Here is a 15,754-nt window from a genome sequence, read left to right as displayed (position 1 = left end):
GCGGTCAGACTCGACGCAATTTCGGCGTGATCTCCGTTTCAGCCAGTCGCTAAACTAGAACGGATGCGTTGATGGGCTTGGTGAGGATCTCGACGACAACTGGTCGCTGTTCGGTCTCCAAGAGATGGATACTCTCCTCCCCCGCCGTCGTAGGCTTCAACCGGAAACCAGTCCCTGAATCAGACGAGACACGTCCCTGCTACAGGCGCAGCAGATCAGTGCCTCAGGGTTTGACCTCGGGGCGGTCCACGACGCAATAGATTGAATCGCCTCGTGTGCATCGGTTACAGTGTAACCAGGCGATCAGCGGCATATTTTTAGGGACTACCGGCATCCGTTGCGACGTGGGACGCTATCATCCAGGGAAACACGACTCATTCATCAAGTGTGATACGCCTCGATGTGGGGCAAACAATGCCCCAGAAGGGTCTGCAGAATACGAAACGGACTGTTGGCGGTGCGGGGAGCCCCTCGGCGGGAAACCTGAGCCCGGGGAGGAGGTCACTGTCGATATCGTCGATGAGAAACCTGACGGAACGCTCGTTTGCAAAACCGAGAGTGGATTCGTCCTCTTTCTCGAGGAAGACATTGCAGCGATCGAGGCCACGGTTCGAGTTACCACCGTCGACGAGACGCACGGAGAAGCGGAACTCATCGAAACGGGATCGTAGCTCGTCCGGTATTCCTCCGGTCGATGAGTTGCCATAACCACAGGAGTACCACACCGAATCGCACTATTAGTACACGTGTATACGTATCTTTTCCGCCCCAAGATTCTTCGCTGCGTCTTCGCGCGGCGACGCCACGCGAACGGTCCGGGAACCGTCGTCCCGCGCTATTCGGACCCACTTGGCGCAAAAATCGCGCTAAAAAGGCCGCTCACTCGCTTCGCTCGTTCGCGGGTGCTGCGAGTGCAATCTAACCGCAGCGGTAACTCCTTGGGCTGTACTTACCACAACGGATCTATAGCAGTCACTGAAACGATTTGCAAACCTGATCGCATGTCTGCGATACGATCAGAGCATGAATCGTCTCAGTTGTTACTATACGCCTTGAAGAGGGTAAGTACAAGCAAAACGGTTCAGCGACGGAAGAAGAGGCGTTACTCGAGCAGGCCGAGATCCTCGAGGCGGGTAACGATCACATCGACGGCCTGATTGGCGTCTTCCACCTTCTTCCCGCCGGTGATAACAAGTTTCCCGGAGCCGAAGAGGAGAGCAACGACTTTCGGCTCATCGAGGCGATACACGAGTCCGGGGAACTGCTCTGGTTCGTATTCGATATTCTCGAGGCCGAGACCGATTGCGATCGCGTTCAGGTTGAGGTTGCGGCCGAGATCAGCGCTGCTGACGATGTTTTGGACGATGATCTCAGGATCCGCTTCGACCTGGATATTGAGTTCACGAAGTTCGTCGAAGACGATATTTAGACTCTCGTGGACGGCTTCGGTGCTTTTCGCGCCAGTACAGACGATCTTCCCCGAACGGAAGATCAGTGCGGCGGACTTGGGATTCTGGGTGCGGTAGACGAGACCGGGGAACTGTTCGGGGTCGTAGTCGGCCCCCTCGAGGTCCATTGCGACGCTCTGGAGATCGAGTTCCTGCCCGATGCCGGTCGACGCCACCACGTTTTCGATGTTGATGGATTCCTTCGGGTCAGCCATAAGACGTTCAAAAAGATGTATTTAAAGCTTATAAACCTGCGTACTGGCTCTGTCAGAATAAGAGAAAAAGTGAGCGGTGCGATTTGCGACTACCTCTGCCAGAACCGAGCGCTTCACTGGTTCTATAGTAGCCACTGAAGGTCACTGCACACCTGATCGCACGATGGGAGCGTGGTTCGGAGCGATGCGCGGTTCGGAGCGAGGCGCGGTTCAGAGCGAACGCAGTGAGCGAGAACCGCGGGAATGCGAACGGTGAGCGGAGCGAGCCGTGAGCGAACAGAGTGAGCGAGAACCGCGGACTATGCGATCAGTGTGTAAACCGTTTCAGTGGCTATCGTGGAGCGATTCGACCAACTGGAATCACGGGCGAAACTGCTGCCTCGAATACGTCCTACTATACGCGTTGCGCCACATCATAGAACCACAATTTCGGAGGCTGGACCATTTTCGTGAATTATCTGGATTGACTGTTGTTTGATCGGACGAATTATTGTGAATCCAACTTTCCTCTCGGTCAATTCTCATCAAACACGCCAAAATATCTCAAAATTCGTCGTCTCGCGGAGTGCGTCACTTACGACGGGCGACCCGAGTTGGTGTAGAGCGCCAATCCGGCGGAAGCAGTACTGAGCAAACGATCTTGACACATTCACCAACTATGAGAATCGTCGCGTAGTCCATTTCGACGTCGACACCGGCCTTTAGATAAAATGGGAGTGCAGAACAGAAATCCACCCCTTCACGGAGTTGCTTGTGGAGTTCAAGGTCACCGACGAACCGGTCAATCTAGCAGCACGAGAACCCATTCTGTATTGAATATTTGATAGAATGCTGATGTTCTGGCGGAGGATCTATAAGTTGATTTTTACCAGTCGCGGTTAGTAATCAGAGTTCAGGCGTCTCCTCAATTCGAGGAATGCCATCGACAGTAATGGTCTCGCCGACGATATGAGATGAATCAGGTCCTGCGAGAAATAACGCGACATTGGCGATCTCTTCAGGAAGTGCGATGGACCGCTTAATTTCAGTACGGTTGATCTCCGCCGCAGAGATTCCTAATCCGGTTTCAACAGCTGGAGTCGCAACGAAACCTGGCGCGATACAGTTGACTCTGACATTATCGACTGCCCATTCGTATGCTAATGTAGTTGTGAGATTGATTACGGCAGCCTTCGCGGCGCTATAATGGCTTAGAGATGGCGTCCCGCGCTGGTTTGCAGCGCTGGAAAGACCGAAGTTAATCACAGTTCCACTGGCCTCCTTTAGATGCTTGCCAGCAGCCTGCGTACAGTGATATGTCCCATGGAGATTGACATCAATGACAGTCTTCCACTCCTCCTCCGAAATGTCATTGAAGTCGGACATGAACCTCGTACCGGCGTTGTTGATGAGTGTATCTATGGTGCCGAATTCTTCGACTGTGGCAGTGATAAGTCGTTCAACGGCCTCACGATCGGTCACGTCGCATTCAACAGCGAGCGTATTGCTCCCTGAGTCTCGTATCTGTTCGGCAACGGGATCGACATTTTCCTGGTTACGAGAGCAGATCACAATGTTTGCTCCATTAGCGGCAAATCGTTTAGCGACGACTTCTCCGATTCCACTTGATGCCCCCGTTATAAGTACAGTCGTACCGCCAACAGTGGTTTCAAGGCTCATTGTTGCTTCTCAGTCGGTGTTGTCACGAGTTTGTGTGGTTTCATCGCATACGTATTTGCCGTGCAATCATCGTAGTCTCAGCTGGAAATCGGTTTCCATATTTAAGTACTACGCAATCTAAGCTCAGCGAGATGGCCCATCTACGGCTGAAGATCAACGCAGCGGAGGTTACAGATTGGCTGGCTATTCTCTCAACAGAGTTTCCAGAGGCGATGTTTAACGTGTCAGCGACGATTCCCATAAACAACGGTTTGCTCGGGATTGTCGAAGTACGGACACAAGATGGGAGGAGAATAATGGAAACTGTCGAAGAGAGATCCGAAGTAGAGTCGTGCGAACTACTCCATACGGATGATCAGATGGTGGTATTCCAGTTCACGAGTCGGATGACGGAGTCATACGAGGCACTCATATCGTCGGGGACTGTTCCACAGTATCCCGTTAGCCTTCAAAACGGGTGGTATTCGGCCCAATTAACGGCTCCACAGGACCAATTGTCGGGATATTTGGATGAAATAACGGACGTTGACATTCCGTATGAAATCGTCTCACTAACCCACTCATATAACCCAAGCGAGGTGCTTACGGAGCGCCAATGGCAGGTGGTTACTGAAGCAGTCGAACGTGGGTACTACGAGGCAACTCGACGCTGCACGCTCACCGAGTTAGCAGAAACGTTCGACATCAACAAATCGTCGATGAGTAAACTGCTTCAGCGGGCCGAAAAACGAATCGTTACCGAGTTCGTCACCAGAGCGTCCGCATAGCGCGTGACGTTGAAGTTGAAGACCAAAAACTCGAAGACCGTGACCTGATGGGAGTTGTCATAGTAGTTTTCGATTATGAGACAACAAGCGTCGAGGAAAAAATGATGCACCTTCGTCATGAGCACGAGGACATCGTCGCCTCGAACTTCCACAGCCATGTTGGGGATCATCACTGTATGGAACTGTTCGTGTTAGCGGGGTCGCTTGAAGAGATCTCAACATTTGTTGGGAAGATTCAGGCGACGAAGGATACGCTCACAATCGACTACTCTGTGTTGCTGGTGGATGACCTCGCCCCGCTCGCCGCTCTGAACTGATTCAGCCCTGGCTTTTTCGGTGAATCCAATCTGAGCCTAGTAAGATATACACCTATCTCCCACGTCTAGTATTAACTCTTCGCTATTAAATCGTAGATGTTATTATAATCAGTAGCATTATTAGTAACACTGATGGTTCAAACCTCGCGCCGAAGACTGCTCCAGAAGGCAGGCACAACCACGGTGGCTACGACGGGAATCGCTGGCTGTATCGGGCAAGGAGGTGGGTTACTCGACTCCGTGACTGTCGCGTACGTCCCGATATATCCAAACATGCAACACTACGTGATGGAACAAGAGAGCCACTACGACGAGATCCCAGCAGATGTCACTATCGAGCGATTCAGCTCTGGACCAAACGTCGTCAAGGCGTTCGCCAGCGGCGACGTTGACGTTGCGCTCTTTGGAATTACTCCGGCAATGGTACTCGTCGACAAGGGCACCGACGCCGGTATTCTCGCGGCAAACTCGAGAAATGGCTTCAAGATCATGGCGACAACCGAACTCGTCGATCTGTACGAACAGGAAGGGCCAGACGCATTCGAGCACTTCGAGCAAGAGCATGGCCGCAAGATACGATTCGGTGCCCCTCCGGACGGGAGCGTTCCCGATATCGTGCTTCGGTACTGGATTCAAGAGGACCTCGACATCGGTGAGATGGACGCCGTCATCAACAAGTCGAAAGTCCCCCCGGCAAAGGCGGTCCAGACGATCCAATCGGGCGACATCGATGCGACGATCATCCAAGAGCCGTTCGCGACGATCATCGGCCAGAATGACGGCTTCACCGAACTCGCCTGGTCCGGGAAGATACTAGAAAACCACCCGGTCACGGTGCTATTCGCAAACCAGCAAGTGATCGATGACAGCGATGTCTCGCAATCGCTGGTCGAACAGCATATAGCGGCAACCGAGTTCACGGCAGACTCACCGGATGCAGCCGCTGCCGACGCTGCGTCGGTGATCGGGTCCGGAGTGAGCGAGGATCTCGCTAAGGCTGCCATGGACTCACAGGCGTCTGATTTCCTCTCGGATCCCCACGCGATCACCGACCAGGCCGCGACGATGGGTGAGTTCGTCGCGAACGTCGGCAACATCGAGGAACCGATCGCGGCTGAGAACCTGTTCGCGTTCGACCCCTACGACACTATCCAGTAATGAGCTGCCAAACCGACACCAGTTCCAACACGGTGGTCGCGGCCCGATTCGAGGGAGGCGTACGGAGGTATCTGCGCGGGCTGGGCGGTCTGCTGGTGTTCCTCCTCGTCTGGTGGGTCGGCTCAATGACGACCCAGCCGTCGTATTTGGTTCCGGGGCCGGTCGATTCGGTGCGCGCGTTCGTCGACCTGTTCGTAACTTCAACTGCGGTTGTAGTCCCTCTCTTCGGGGCGGAGCTAGTACTTCCAACGGGTCTCGCGCACCTCGCAGAGACGTTGTTCCATTACGTTCCTGGCCTCCTCCTCGGTGCTAGCTGTGGGATCTCGCTCGGGTTGGCAATGGGCTGGAACGGGATGCTCGACGACTGGTTACGGCCACTCGTCCGAGTGCTGCGGCCGATTCCACCGCTGGCGTGGGTTGTCTTCGCGATCGTCTGGTTCGGCATCCACCACACCGGCGCGGCGTTCATCGTCTTCGTCGGTGCATTCTGGATCAACTTCTACGGCGCGTATGGTGGCGTCGAAGATGTCTCGAGCGAGCTAACCGATGCCGCGTCGACGCTCGGCGTGGAACGTGACCTCTCGATGCTGAAACTCGTCGCACTCCCGAGCGCCGCTCCCCAGGTGTTGACGGGGTTCCGGACCAGCATCGGTCGGTGCTGGATGATCGTTGTCGGGGCCGAACTGTTCGGCGCACCTGGCGTCGGCTACGAGATCATTAACGCCTCGAACAACCTCGCGATGGCGACCAGCGTCGCGTACATGTTCCTGATCAGCCTGGCGTTCCTCTGTATGGACGTCGGGTTCCGACTCGTCGAACGGAGGGTGCTCGCATGGCGCTGAGTACGGACTCGTCCACCAGCCGAGAGTCCAGCGAGAAGATCACTGTCCAGAACGTCAGCAGATCGTACGAGTCGACGCAAGCGCTCGCAGACGTCTCGTTCTCGGTTGCGGAAGGTGAATTCTGCTGTGTCGTCGGTCCGTCCGGTTGTGGGAAGACTACGCTGTTGCGGGCAATCGCCGGGCTCGACGATCCGGATGATGGGTCGATACTGGTCGGTGGAGACCCGGTTACCGGTCCTGGGCTGAACAGGGGGATGGTCTTTCAGGAATACGCACTGTTCCCCTGGCGAACTGTCCGTGGAAATGTCCGGTTTGGCCTCGACCGGCCTGCGTGTGATTGCCCCGACTGCGAGGCACGGGTCCGGGAGTTGATCGGCCTGGTGGGGCTCGACGGATTCGGAGACGCATATCCGAAGGAACTGTCCGGCGGGATGAAACAACGCGTCGGCATTGCTCGCGCCCTCGCTGTCGATCCGGAGATCCTGTTGATGGACGAACCGTTCGGCAGTGTCGACGCTTGGACGCGCGACCGCTTACACTCCGAATTGCTCGACATCTGGACGCAGACCGGACAGACCATCGTGTTCGTCACGCACGACATCGACGAGGCGGTGATGCTAGCTGATCGCGTGGTCGTCATGGACGCTAACCCAGGGACTGTGCAGTCGACCGTCTCCATCGACCTAGAGCACCCACGTAACCGGACGGCTCACGACTTCGTGGACTACGTCGCGCGAATCAGGAATGAACTCGGGAATCCGGTTGACACTAGTCACTGACACTCTATTGCGGAGAAATTATTAACAATACGTATAGAGAACGGTATCTCTATTATCCTTGAGATGATTTTTAATATATGCTCATCGTGAGCTCCTCGATGACAGAGCGACTTCGGGACGATCTCGATACGTTTGCGGAAGAGCACGGCTACAGCGGACGGAGTGAGGTTATTCGCGAAGCGTGCCAGTCATTGCTCGAAGAGTACCAAGAGACAGACTACGAGGATCGGCGGGTATTGGCGACGGTTACTGCCGTCTTCGGATACGACGAACCGGAGATCGAACGCCGGATGATGGATATTCGCCACAAGTTCGAAACCTCGATTCGGTCGAACTCACATAACTGCCTCGACGGCAACGCGGGCTGTGTCGAGACGTTCGTCATCGAAGCCGCGTACGACAACGTCCTGCGATTTATTGGGACGGTCCGAGGAGCAGACGAGTCAGTCTTAGTCGAATATACGGTTGTACCCGTTGATGTAATGAACGCAAAGATCAGTGAGCAGTAACCCCGCACGAAATCGCAACCGCAGGGGCCGTTGCGCTGACGGTACTGACAACAGTGCTGGCAGTGAATATTCACCGGAAGAAACTCCGTACGTCACAGGACTTCTTCCAAAACACCTCACAACAGCGCCATCCTAAGTTTCAGCACGTATATGAGAGCTCACGTATCGCTTGCGCGATTCGATGCGGTGAGTCGGGTCAAACTGTTGCTCCTCACTGAGCACTAAATTATACTCACGTCTGGATGGGGTGGTCACGGAACCCTTCGCTAAGTGACGTGATTGGGTAGTCTACCGCCAGAATATCTGGCACTGCCCGAATGGTGTTGACGAATCCAGATATTGCCTCCGTAATTTCCTCTAAGACGAACAATTCCATACAGTACTGGTTTCCGACGTATGAATGGGTGACCGCGGAAACGATGGCATCGTATTCGTGCTGTACTCCTGTGAGACGCCGTTGAATTGTAGGCTGGCAATATTCGAAGACCACAGTTACCGTGTATATGTGTTGCTGGCCGTCGACATTTCGCGCCTGAAACTCTTCGAACAGCGTCCGTGTGCTTCCACGTATGACCTCGCTCCAGCCGCTGTAACCGTGTTCGTCTACGAACTCATCGATATGTTCGAGTAACACTTCGGGCATCGAGATGCTACCGACGCTCATATTCTAACACAATCTTCTAAGTTATCATATTTTGCTATAAGCTCTTCACCAGATCACAATAATTAGTATTTTAATGGTGCAAATTCATAATCAGCGTATGCCGTTCAACAACGACCTGATTCCAGTGACAATCCTCAGTGGAAGCCTCGGTGCCGGAAAGACGACGACCCTCAACCACGTCCTCAACAGCGAGCGAGAACTGAACGCTGCTGTCCTCGTCAACGACATGGGGGAGGTGAACGTCGACGCGGATTTCGTCGAGCGCGAGTCGGAACTCACACAAAACGACGAGGAGATAATCGAACTGTCGAACGGTTGTATCTGCTGTCGGCTCCGTGGGGACATGCTGGATGAGGTAGGACGATTAGCCGAAGAGCGAGATTTCGAATACCTCCTCGTCGAGTCGTCCGGAATCAGTGAACCGATCCCGGTCGCCCAGACGTTCGCTCGCGGATTCGAGGACGCGGAGTTCGATCCGACGGGAGTCTACGAACTCGACACGATGGTTAGCGTTGTCGACGCACACAGCTTCTGGCAGGGGTTCGACTCTGGTCAGGCACTCACCGACGACTCAATCAACCCCCAGGACAATCGCGTCCCGGAAGAGGCGCTCATGGACCAGATCGAGTTCTGTGACATCCTCCTGTTGAACAAGTGTGACCTCGTGCCCGAAGAAGAGTTGGAGGAGATGGAGGCAGTACTGAAAGCCCTCCAGCCCCGGGCAGAGATCATCCGAACAGAACACGGTGCTGTCGATCCCAAGGTGATTCTGAATACGGGACGGTTCGACTTCGAACGGGCTAGTCAGTCCGCCGGGTGGAAGCGAGAACTGCAGGAGGGACATCACCACGAGGCTGCCGCCGAGGAGCATGGTGTCACATCCTTTGTCTTCGACGCCGACCGACCGTTCCATCCCGAGCGAATCGCTCGTCTCTTTGCTGACCTCCCGGACGGGATCGTCCGCGCGAAGGGCTTTTTTTGGTCGGCGGGTCGCGAAGACATCGCGATGGGGCTCGACAAAGCAGGCCAGTCCGTCCGTGCTGGCCCGAAGGGGACATGGATCGCCACGCTCCCGAAGACCGAACAGGAGCAGTACTTCGCTATTCGTCCCGGAATCAAGGAAGACTGGGACGAGCAGTGGGGTGACCGCGGAGTCCAACTCGTGTTCATCGGTCGCGAGTTTGATCAGGAGTCGCTTGTCGAACGGCTGAACGACTGTCTCCTCTCGGACGCGGAGATGGACGAAGACTGGAGTGAGTACCCAGATCCGTTCAGTCCCGACGACCAGCGCGAACTGGCGCTAGCCGATAACTGATGGGCGTCGACGATCAACCCCCAGTCACGATCCTAAGCGGTGGGCTCGGGGCCGGAAAGACGACCCTGCTCAATCACCTCCTCACCGTTGGCGGCGAGCAGCACGATATCGCTGTCCTCGTCAACGACGTCGGTGAAGTGAACGTCGACGCCGACCTCATCGAGAGCGGCTCCGACATCTCGATGAACGATGGCGGTGTCACGGAACTGTCGAACGGGTGTATCTGCTGTGGGCTGCAGAACGAACTGGACCAAGAGCTCCGTCGTCTCGCTTTCGATGAGGAGTTTGATTACTTGGTCATCGAAGCCTCAGGTATCAGCGATCCGGTCCCGATCGCACAGCGATTTGTCTCGCCTGCACGTGCCTCCGCACTGTACGAGCTCGACACGACCGTCACCGTGGTTGACGCACACCAGTTCTATCAGGCGTTCGTTCTCAAGGACCCACTCAAATCGACCGATGACGACGCTCGACCGCTCTCGGATTTGCTCGCCGAGCAGGTCGAGTTCTGCGACATCCTCATCCTCAACAAGTGTGATCTCGTCTCTGACGAGGAGCGTGAGGAGGTAGAACACGTCATTCAAACACTCCACCCTGGAGTAGATATCGTCCGGACGACCGAGAGCGTCGTCGATCCAGAGCGGGTTTTGGGCACGGGGCAGTTCGACAAAGATGAGGCGAGTAACGCCGCCCGATGGAAACGGGTTATCTCCTCTGACCACGAGAACGGCACAGACGCTGACCTGCACGAGTATGACAACACCGAGGCAGAGACAGATCACAACGGCCACGAACACGAGCATGGCGACGACCACGGTAACGAACATGGCTCTAGCGACGACCAAGATCACGATCACCTCCACCCACCAGAGGAGTTCGGTGTCGATTCGTTCGTCTACGAGCGCCACCGACCGTTCTATCCCGAGCGGTTCCACGAATGGCTTCGCTCGTTCCCTGAATCTGTCGTCCGATCGAAGGGCCATATATGGGTCGCTGGACGTGAGCGCTACGCCCTTAACCTGAGCCAAGCAGGCACACAGACCCACGTCGGGGTCAACGGCCGGTGGGTAGTCACGCTTCCCAACTTCCAGCGGGAATCCTACCGTGACTCTCGATCGGACCTCCACTGGGACGAGCAGTGGGGTGATCGCGAAGTGAAACTCGTCTTCATCGGCGCTGGGATGGACGAGTCCGCCATCGTCGACACGCTCGACGACTGTCTCCTGTCGGAGACGGAGATGAACGACGACTGGGACGCGTTCGAGAATCCGTTCCCAGGGACGATGGAGTGGTCCCAGCCTCCAATGGAACAGCGCTTCGTCGTCGGTGAGCAACAGTGAACATTGGCCAGCGCTACGGCTTCGAGGTCGAAACGTTGACGGGACTCTCTCCCGACGACGAGCCAACACTGAAGGACAGAGAGCGCGCTCAGGAGATCATCGCCGAGTACGATCTCCAGTACGTCTGTGCGGGCCCGCTTGAATCCCAAACGGCGGCGAATCAGCTCGTCGAGGAGACCGACGCCACCGAAATCCTGCCGCTGACGCCGATTCCCGAACAGACCCAGAAGTGGGCCGATAAGGACTGGGTCTACGTCGATATAATGGAGAATATCAACCTCGAAACGCTCGCGACGGCCCTCCACGCAGAATGACCGATTCCACATCTGACGACCCCGAACCGGAGTGGTACGGGAACACCGAACCCGGGCCGTCCGATCGTCCGCGCTCTGGACTGATGGCACTGGTCGCCGGTCCATGTCATAGGCCTATCTGTACGATCTATCCGCCGGACGTGGCTGTTCCGTATCGATCGACGACATGGATAACGGCGTACGGTGACTCGTTCGTCGACCTCGACGACTGCCGATGACGACAGCAACTACGGAGACGGACCGGTCCGCAGGCCCCATCATCAGCGTCGACGACGTCACGTTCGGCTACGGCGATCTCCCGGTTCTCGAGGTCGAAACAGCTCTCATCGGGATGAAATCGAAGTCACTTACTCGGTCCCGTCGATGGTGTCGTTCATGCAACTCGAGACGAGTTCTTGGACCGATATCGAGGCGGCGGCACCGACGACGGCGCTCGTTCCCGTCGGGAGCACAGAACAGCACGGTCCGCACGCGCCCGTCGGGCCCGACACGATTATCGCGCGAGCGATGGCCGGCGAGGCCGACCGGGAGTGGGACGGCGAGTCAGTTGTACTCCCGGCTCTGCCGGTCGGAGTTGCTCCCTATCATGGTCGCTTCCCCGGGACGCTGTCGGTGTCGACGGAGACGCTCCGTCGCTACGCTCGCGATGTCGTGACGTCGCTTGCGGACTCGAGCGTCGAGACGGTCGTCTTCGTCAACGGCCACGGCGGCAACGGCGAGACCCTCTCGCACCTCGCTCGCGAGGTGACCGAAACAAGGGCTATCGAGCTCGAGGCGTACCTCTGGGAGTGGATGCGCGCCGTCGACGAACACGTGGGTCACGCGGGCGGACTCGAGACATCCGTGCTACTTCACCTCTGTCCAGATGACGTCGGTGAGCCAGTTGCCGGTGACGCCTCCGCATGGAGCGACACGGTCGACGGCGGCGTCATCCACCAGTTCACCGACGAGTTTAGCGAGAACGGCGCGGTCGGTGGCGCGACCGAGGCCTCGGCCGAGCAGGGGAGAGCAATGTTCGAAACGGCCGTCGATGCGCTCGTCTCGTTCCTCAAGCGGGTCGAGAGCGCCTAATGGAACGCAGAGGCGGGGAGTATTCGTCCGTGATGCCGGCCGTCGCGTCCTGATGAAAGGACTGTCACTCGGGCGCGTCGCCGACCATAATATACTTCTCGTAATTCGGCTCCTGTCCCCAGAGCTCAGAGTCCACTAGGTGTTCGTACTCGACGTTCTCGAGGCCCTGCTTTCCGAGGAACGCCGCCAGCTCCGCGGGCGGCCGACCGTCGTACAGCGGCAGGTCGTCGTGGATCTCCTCGTAGCCTTCGAATGTCTCGTCGAAATCCCAATGCCCTTCGATCAAGACGATCCGCCCGCCGGGGCGGACGACGCGTCGCCACTCATCGATCGCGCGCTCTGGTGCGGGGAGCGTCCAGATGAGGTGACGTGCCGTCACCAGGTCGTACGCGTCATCGGGCTGGGCTAGATTCTCCGCGTCTCCGTGTTGGAACGTGGCGGATAGTGCCGGCTGTTCGGCCTTTGTTCGCGCCTGTTCGAGCATCTCCGGCGCAAAATCGACGCCTGTGACGTCGTGGCCGAGCTCCGCTAACAGCAGCGAGATGACGCCGGTGCCACAGCCAACATCGAGGACCCGCTTCGTCGGTTCACCCGTCCACGGACGCAGCACCGACAGCCACGCTTTGCGTTGTGCGTCGCTGTGAATGCCGTGCTGACTGTCGTCGTCGAACGAGTTGGCACGGTCGCTCCAGTATTCTCGGACGGCCGCTTTGACGGTGTCCTCCGTTTGCTCGGATCGCGTCATGATTCCTCGAGCGTAATCGACTCGAGTCCGTACCGCGATTCCGTTGGGTGGGGTTCGTAACCGTTGACCTCGCTCGCGGTCGCGATGACGCTCGAGCCGTTCGTCAAAACCGTGATCGGCGCGTCCTCGAGAACGATCGACTGGACTTCGTGGTAGCGTTCCTGTCGCGCTTCGCGGTCACTGAGTTCGCGCGCCTCCTCGAGCAAGGTATCGACACGGTCGTTCTCGTAGCCGTGGTGGAGCGACGCGGCCTCCGAGTGAAACATCTCCGTTAGCCGGTCGGGATCGGGATACCACAGCGTCCCCCACGACGTGAGGTAGACGTCGAAGGAGTCTTGACTGACCCGATCGACCATCGCGGAGTACTCCACGACCGTCACCTCGAGGTCAATCCCGACCGCTTCGAGTTGGTCCTGTAGCACCTCGGCGATCAACGGTAGACTCCGGCCGTCGAAAGTGAGTACCTCGACGGAGAGGACCTCGCCGTCGCGGGTTCGGATGTCGTCGCCGTCCCCGTCGGTCGTCCAGCCGGCCTCGGAGAGCAGCGACCGAGCGCGATCCGGATCGTACAGGTCCGTCTCGAGGTCCGGGTTCGCCCACTCTGTCAGTTCCGGCGAGAACGGCCCCACGGCGGGATCGTTGATGCCGTTGAGAATCCCCTCGGTGATTGCCGCTCGGTCGACCGCGTGATCGACTGCCCGCCGAATGGGGTCGTCGTCGAACGGCTTCGACTGGGTGTCGAACGTGAGGAATCTAATCCGCGGAATCTCGGGCGTGTAGACGTCGATCCCGTCGGTCACCTCGAGCGCGCTGACCATCTCGTGGGGCAGGATGCGGGCCATCTCGAGTTCGCCGTTCTCGAGTTTCATCCGCCGCGTCTGGTCGTCGTCGACGACCTCGTAGCGGACAGTTTCCATCTCGGGTCGCTCCCCGTAGTAGTCGTCGTTGCGGACGGCTCGCAGTTCGGAGCCGGGCTGGAACCTATCGAAGACGAACGGACCGGTACTCACCGGTTCGATGCTCGAGCCGTCCTCATCGATCGCCTCAAGGCTGAGCAGCACTGCCTCGTTCCGCGAGAGGTGAGCCGGCAACGGTGTGAACGGTGTCTCGGTCTCGACGGCGACGGTCGCCTCGTTGACGGCCTCGATCGTGTCGATCGGGACGTCCGCGAACGCGGTGGCATCTGCGGTCCGTTGGAGCGATTCGACGGCGGCCGCCGCGTTCAGGGGCTCGCCGTCGTGGAACGTTACGTCCTCTCGAAGCTCGAACTCCCAGTGGTGCTCGTCGAGACGCTCCCACTCGGTCGCGAGCTCCGGCGTCGGGTTCGCGTCGTAGTCGACGCCGAACAGCGCCTCGGTGATGCCGAGACGGCGAATCTGACTCCCGCCGTCGAGCGGATCGCGGCTCGGTTTCCACGGGCCCCCGATGCGAAAGTCGGCGTCGTCGGGATCGTTCGAGAGACAGCCCGCGACGGCGAGCGTCGCGGCGCCGATCGTCGTTTGCAGTGCGGTACGTCGGTCCATCGTGAGTTTCGTCTCCTTCATTATTCGGTTTCGAGTGTTTCGTTCGAGTCAGTCGCTGATTCACTGGTGTCGGAAACGGCATCGGACACTCTCGAGTCGGCCTCGAGGCGCGCGTCGCACGATCCGTTCGGGGTCGGGTTTCGGTCGTCACGCCACTCGCCCGCGTACGGACAGCGCGACCGGACATCGCCACCGCCGTCAACGGCCTCGAGGGTCGGCTCGACCTGCGAGCAGTCGTCCTCGGCGACCTGACAGCGAGGATGGAACGAACAGCCCGAGGGTGGGGATGCGGGACTCGGCGGATCGCCCGCGAGCGCGTCCGTTCGGTCCGCGAATCCCTCGCTCCGCTCGACCCCCGGAATCGCATCCAACAACGTCTGCGTGTACGGATGCGTCGGCCGCGAGAGCGTCGCGCGGGCCGGCCCCACTTCGACGAGTCGCCCGCAGTACATCACCGCGACACGGTCAGCGACGTGGCGCACGACCTCGAGGTCGTGCGAGACGAACAGGTACGTCAGACCGAGGTCGGCCTGCAGGTCGGCCAGCAGGTTCAGAACCGTCGCTTGGGTGGACGCGTCGAGCGCGGACGTCGGTTCGTCCAGCACGAGCACGGACGGCTCGAGCGCGAGCGCGCGGGCGATGGCGATCCGCTGACACTGGCCGCCGGAAAGCTGGCCGGGGTAGCGGTCGGTGATTTCGGGAGGGAGGCCGACCAGCGAGCACAGCGTCGTGATCCGTTTTTCTCGGCGCGAGCGCGACCAACCGGCTTCGACCAGCGGTTCGTCGATCGCCTCCCCGACCGTCCGCTTGGGGTTGAGACTCGCGCCCGGATGCTGGAACACGACGCCGATCTCGGACAGCTGGTCGTTCGTCCGATCGCCGACACCGTCGACCGACCGACCGCGGAGGCGAATAGTGCCTTTGTCGGGCGTCTCGAGGCCGGCGAGCAGTTTCGCGAGCGTCGACTTTCCGCAGCCGCTCTCGCCGACCAGCCCGACGGTCTCGCCGGACCGGAGCTCGAGGGAGACGCCCCTGACGGCCGGAATGCGGTCGTCGTCACCGAAGACGCGGCGGAACAGCGTGTCGGA

General features: G+C 58.2%; 16 protein-coding genes and 2 pseudogenes. 12 read left to right on the top strand and 6 right to left on the bottom strand.

Annotated elements, in window-relative coordinates; genetic code table 11:
• Positions 1 to 344 precede the first annotated feature (344 nt).
• Entirely contained in the window at positions 345 to 671 is a 327-nt protein-coding gene (locus tag PGX04_RS23925; protein ID WP_273740797.1) for a TRAM domain-containing protein, read from the top strand.
• A gap of 431 nt (positions 672 to 1,102) precedes the next feature.
• Here the strand turns inward: PGX04_RS23925 and PGX04_RS23920 are convergent, their stop codons facing one another.
• Complete coding sequence (locus PGX04_RS23920; protein ID WP_273740796.1) at positions 1,103 to 1,663, bottom strand: TATA-box-binding protein; 561 nt, start codon at positions 1,661 to 1,663, stop codon at positions 1,103 to 1,105.
• An 885-nt stretch (positions 1,664 to 2,548) separates the two neighbouring features.
• Positions 2,549 to 3,322 carry an SDR family NAD(P)-dependent oxidoreductase gene (locus tag PGX04_RS23915; protein WP_273740795.1) on the bottom strand — a complete coding sequence of 258 codons (774 nt, stop codon included), beginning with the start codon at positions 3,320 to 3,322 and terminating at the stop codon, positions 2,549 to 2,551.
• Between the two features lie 131 nt (positions 3,323 to 3,453).
• Between PGX04_RS23915 and PGX04_RS23910 the strand changes: the two genes are divergently transcribed.
• From PGX04_RS23910 to PGX04_RS23885, 6 genes and pseudogenes are all read left to right on the top strand, one after another.
• Positions 3,454 to 4,089 carry a helix-turn-helix domain-containing protein gene (locus PGX04_RS23910; protein WP_273740794.1) on the top strand — a complete coding sequence of 212 codons (636 nt, stop codon included), beginning with the start codon at positions 3,454 to 3,456 and terminating at the stop codon, positions 4,087 to 4,089.
• An 11-nt stretch (positions 4,090 to 4,100) separates the two neighbouring features.
• Positions 4,101 to 4,406: pseudogene (locus PGX04_RS23905) on the top strand (CopG family ribbon-helix-helix protein); the annotation flags it as partial.
• Positions 4,407 to 4,538: 132 nt separating this feature from the next.
• Positions 4,539 to 5,564: an ABC transporter substrate-binding protein gene (locus tag PGX04_RS23900; RefSeq protein WP_377043341.1), complete on the top strand. Its 1,026-nt coding sequence runs from the start codon at positions 4,539 to 4,541 to the stop codon at positions 5,562 to 5,564.
• Positions 5,564 to 6,406 (top strand): ABC transporter permease, encoded by an 843-nt coding sequence (locus PGX04_RS23895; protein WP_273740793.1) that lies wholly within the window; start codon positions 5,564 to 5,566, stop codon positions 6,404 to 6,406. The genes PGX04_RS23900 and PGX04_RS23895 overlap by 1 nt, the downstream gene beginning before the upstream one ends.
• The gene (locus tag PGX04_RS23890) at positions 6,397 to 7,185 is read left to right on the top strand and encodes an ABC transporter ATP-binding protein (RefSeq protein ID WP_273740792.1); all 789 of its coding nucleotides are present in this window, start codon (positions 6,397 to 6,399) and stop codon (positions 7,183 to 7,185) included. Before PGX04_RS23895 ends, PGX04_RS23890 begins: the two co-directional genes overlap by 10 nt.
• Before the next feature lie 98 nt (positions 7,186 to 7,283).
• On the top strand, positions 7,284 to 7,694 hold the full coding sequence (locus tag PGX04_RS23885; RefSeq protein ID WP_273740791.1) for a CopG family ribbon-helix-helix protein: 411 nt from the start codon (positions 7,284 to 7,286) through the stop codon (positions 7,692 to 7,694).
• A gap of 232 nt (positions 7,695 to 7,926) precedes the next feature.
• On the opposite strand, the gene PGX04_RS23880 is transcribed toward PGX04_RS23885, so the two are convergent.
• Positions 7,927 to 8,358 carry a CopG family ribbon-helix-helix protein gene (locus PGX04_RS23880; protein ID WP_273740790.1) on the bottom strand — a complete coding sequence of 144 codons (432 nt, stop codon included), beginning with the start codon at positions 8,356 to 8,358 and terminating at the stop codon, positions 7,927 to 7,929.
• 97 nt (positions 8,359 to 8,455) lie between these two features.
• On the opposite strand from PGX04_RS23880, the gene PGX04_RS23875 reads away from it, so the two are divergent.
• The 5 genes and pseudogenes from PGX04_RS23875 to PGX04_RS23855 all read left to right on the top strand — a co-directional run bounded on the left by PGX04_RS23875 (position 8,456) and on the right by PGX04_RS23855 (position 12,398).
• Positions 8,456 to 9,673, top strand: a complete 1,218-nt coding sequence (locus PGX04_RS23875; RefSeq protein ID WP_273740789.1) for a GTP-binding protein — start codon at positions 8,456 to 8,458, stop codon at positions 9,671 to 9,673.
• Positions 9,673 to 11,013 carry a GTP-binding protein gene (locus tag PGX04_RS23870; protein ID WP_273740788.1) on the top strand — a complete coding sequence of 447 codons (1,341 nt, stop codon included), beginning with the start codon at positions 9,673 to 9,675 and terminating at the stop codon, positions 11,011 to 11,013. The genes PGX04_RS23875 and PGX04_RS23870 overlap by 1 nt, the downstream gene beginning before the upstream one ends.
• Before the next feature lie 2 nt (positions 11,014 to 11,015).
• A pseudogene (locus PGX04_RS23865) lies at positions 11,016 to 11,327 on the top strand (metal ABC transporter solute-binding protein, Zn/Mn family); the annotation flags it as partial.
• Positions 11,324 to 11,545, top strand: a complete 222-nt coding sequence (locus PGX04_RS23860) for a DUF7511 domain-containing protein (RefSeq protein ID WP_273740786.1) — start codon at positions 11,324 to 11,326, stop codon at positions 11,543 to 11,545. The pseudogene PGX04_RS23865 and the gene PGX04_RS23860, both read left to right, overlap by 4 nt.
• Positions 11,546 to 11,702: 157 nt before the next feature.
• A complete protein-coding gene (locus tag PGX04_RS23855) occupies positions 11,703 to 12,398 on the top strand; it encodes a creatininase family protein (RefSeq protein WP_273740785.1) in 696 nt (231 codons plus the stop codon).
• 64 nt (positions 12,399 to 12,462) lie between these two features.
• Here PGX04_RS23855 and PGX04_RS23850 read toward each other — a convergent pair whose 3' ends face one another.
• From PGX04_RS23850 to PGX04_RS23840, 3 genes are all read right to left on the bottom strand, one after another.
• Complete coding sequence (locus PGX04_RS23850) at positions 12,463 to 13,143, bottom strand: class I SAM-dependent methyltransferase (protein WP_273740784.1); 681 nt, start codon at positions 13,141 to 13,143, stop codon at positions 12,463 to 12,465.
• Positions 13,140 to 14,687: an ABC transporter substrate-binding protein gene (locus PGX04_RS23845; protein ID WP_273740783.1), complete on the bottom strand. Its 1,548-nt coding sequence runs from the start codon at positions 14,685 to 14,687 to the stop codon at positions 13,140 to 13,142. Before PGX04_RS23845 ends, PGX04_RS23850 begins: the two co-directional genes overlap by 4 nt.
• The coding region (locus PGX04_RS23840) for an oligopeptide/dipeptide ABC transporter ATP-binding protein (RefSeq protein WP_273740782.1) at positions 14,687 to 15,754 on the bottom strand (1,068 nt) is incomplete at its 5' end. The genes PGX04_RS23840 and PGX04_RS23845, both read right to left, overlap by 1 nt.

It is taken from the genome of Natrinema soli, from assembly GCF_028618695.1.
This window is presented reverse-complemented; position numbering and strand designations above follow the sequence as displayed.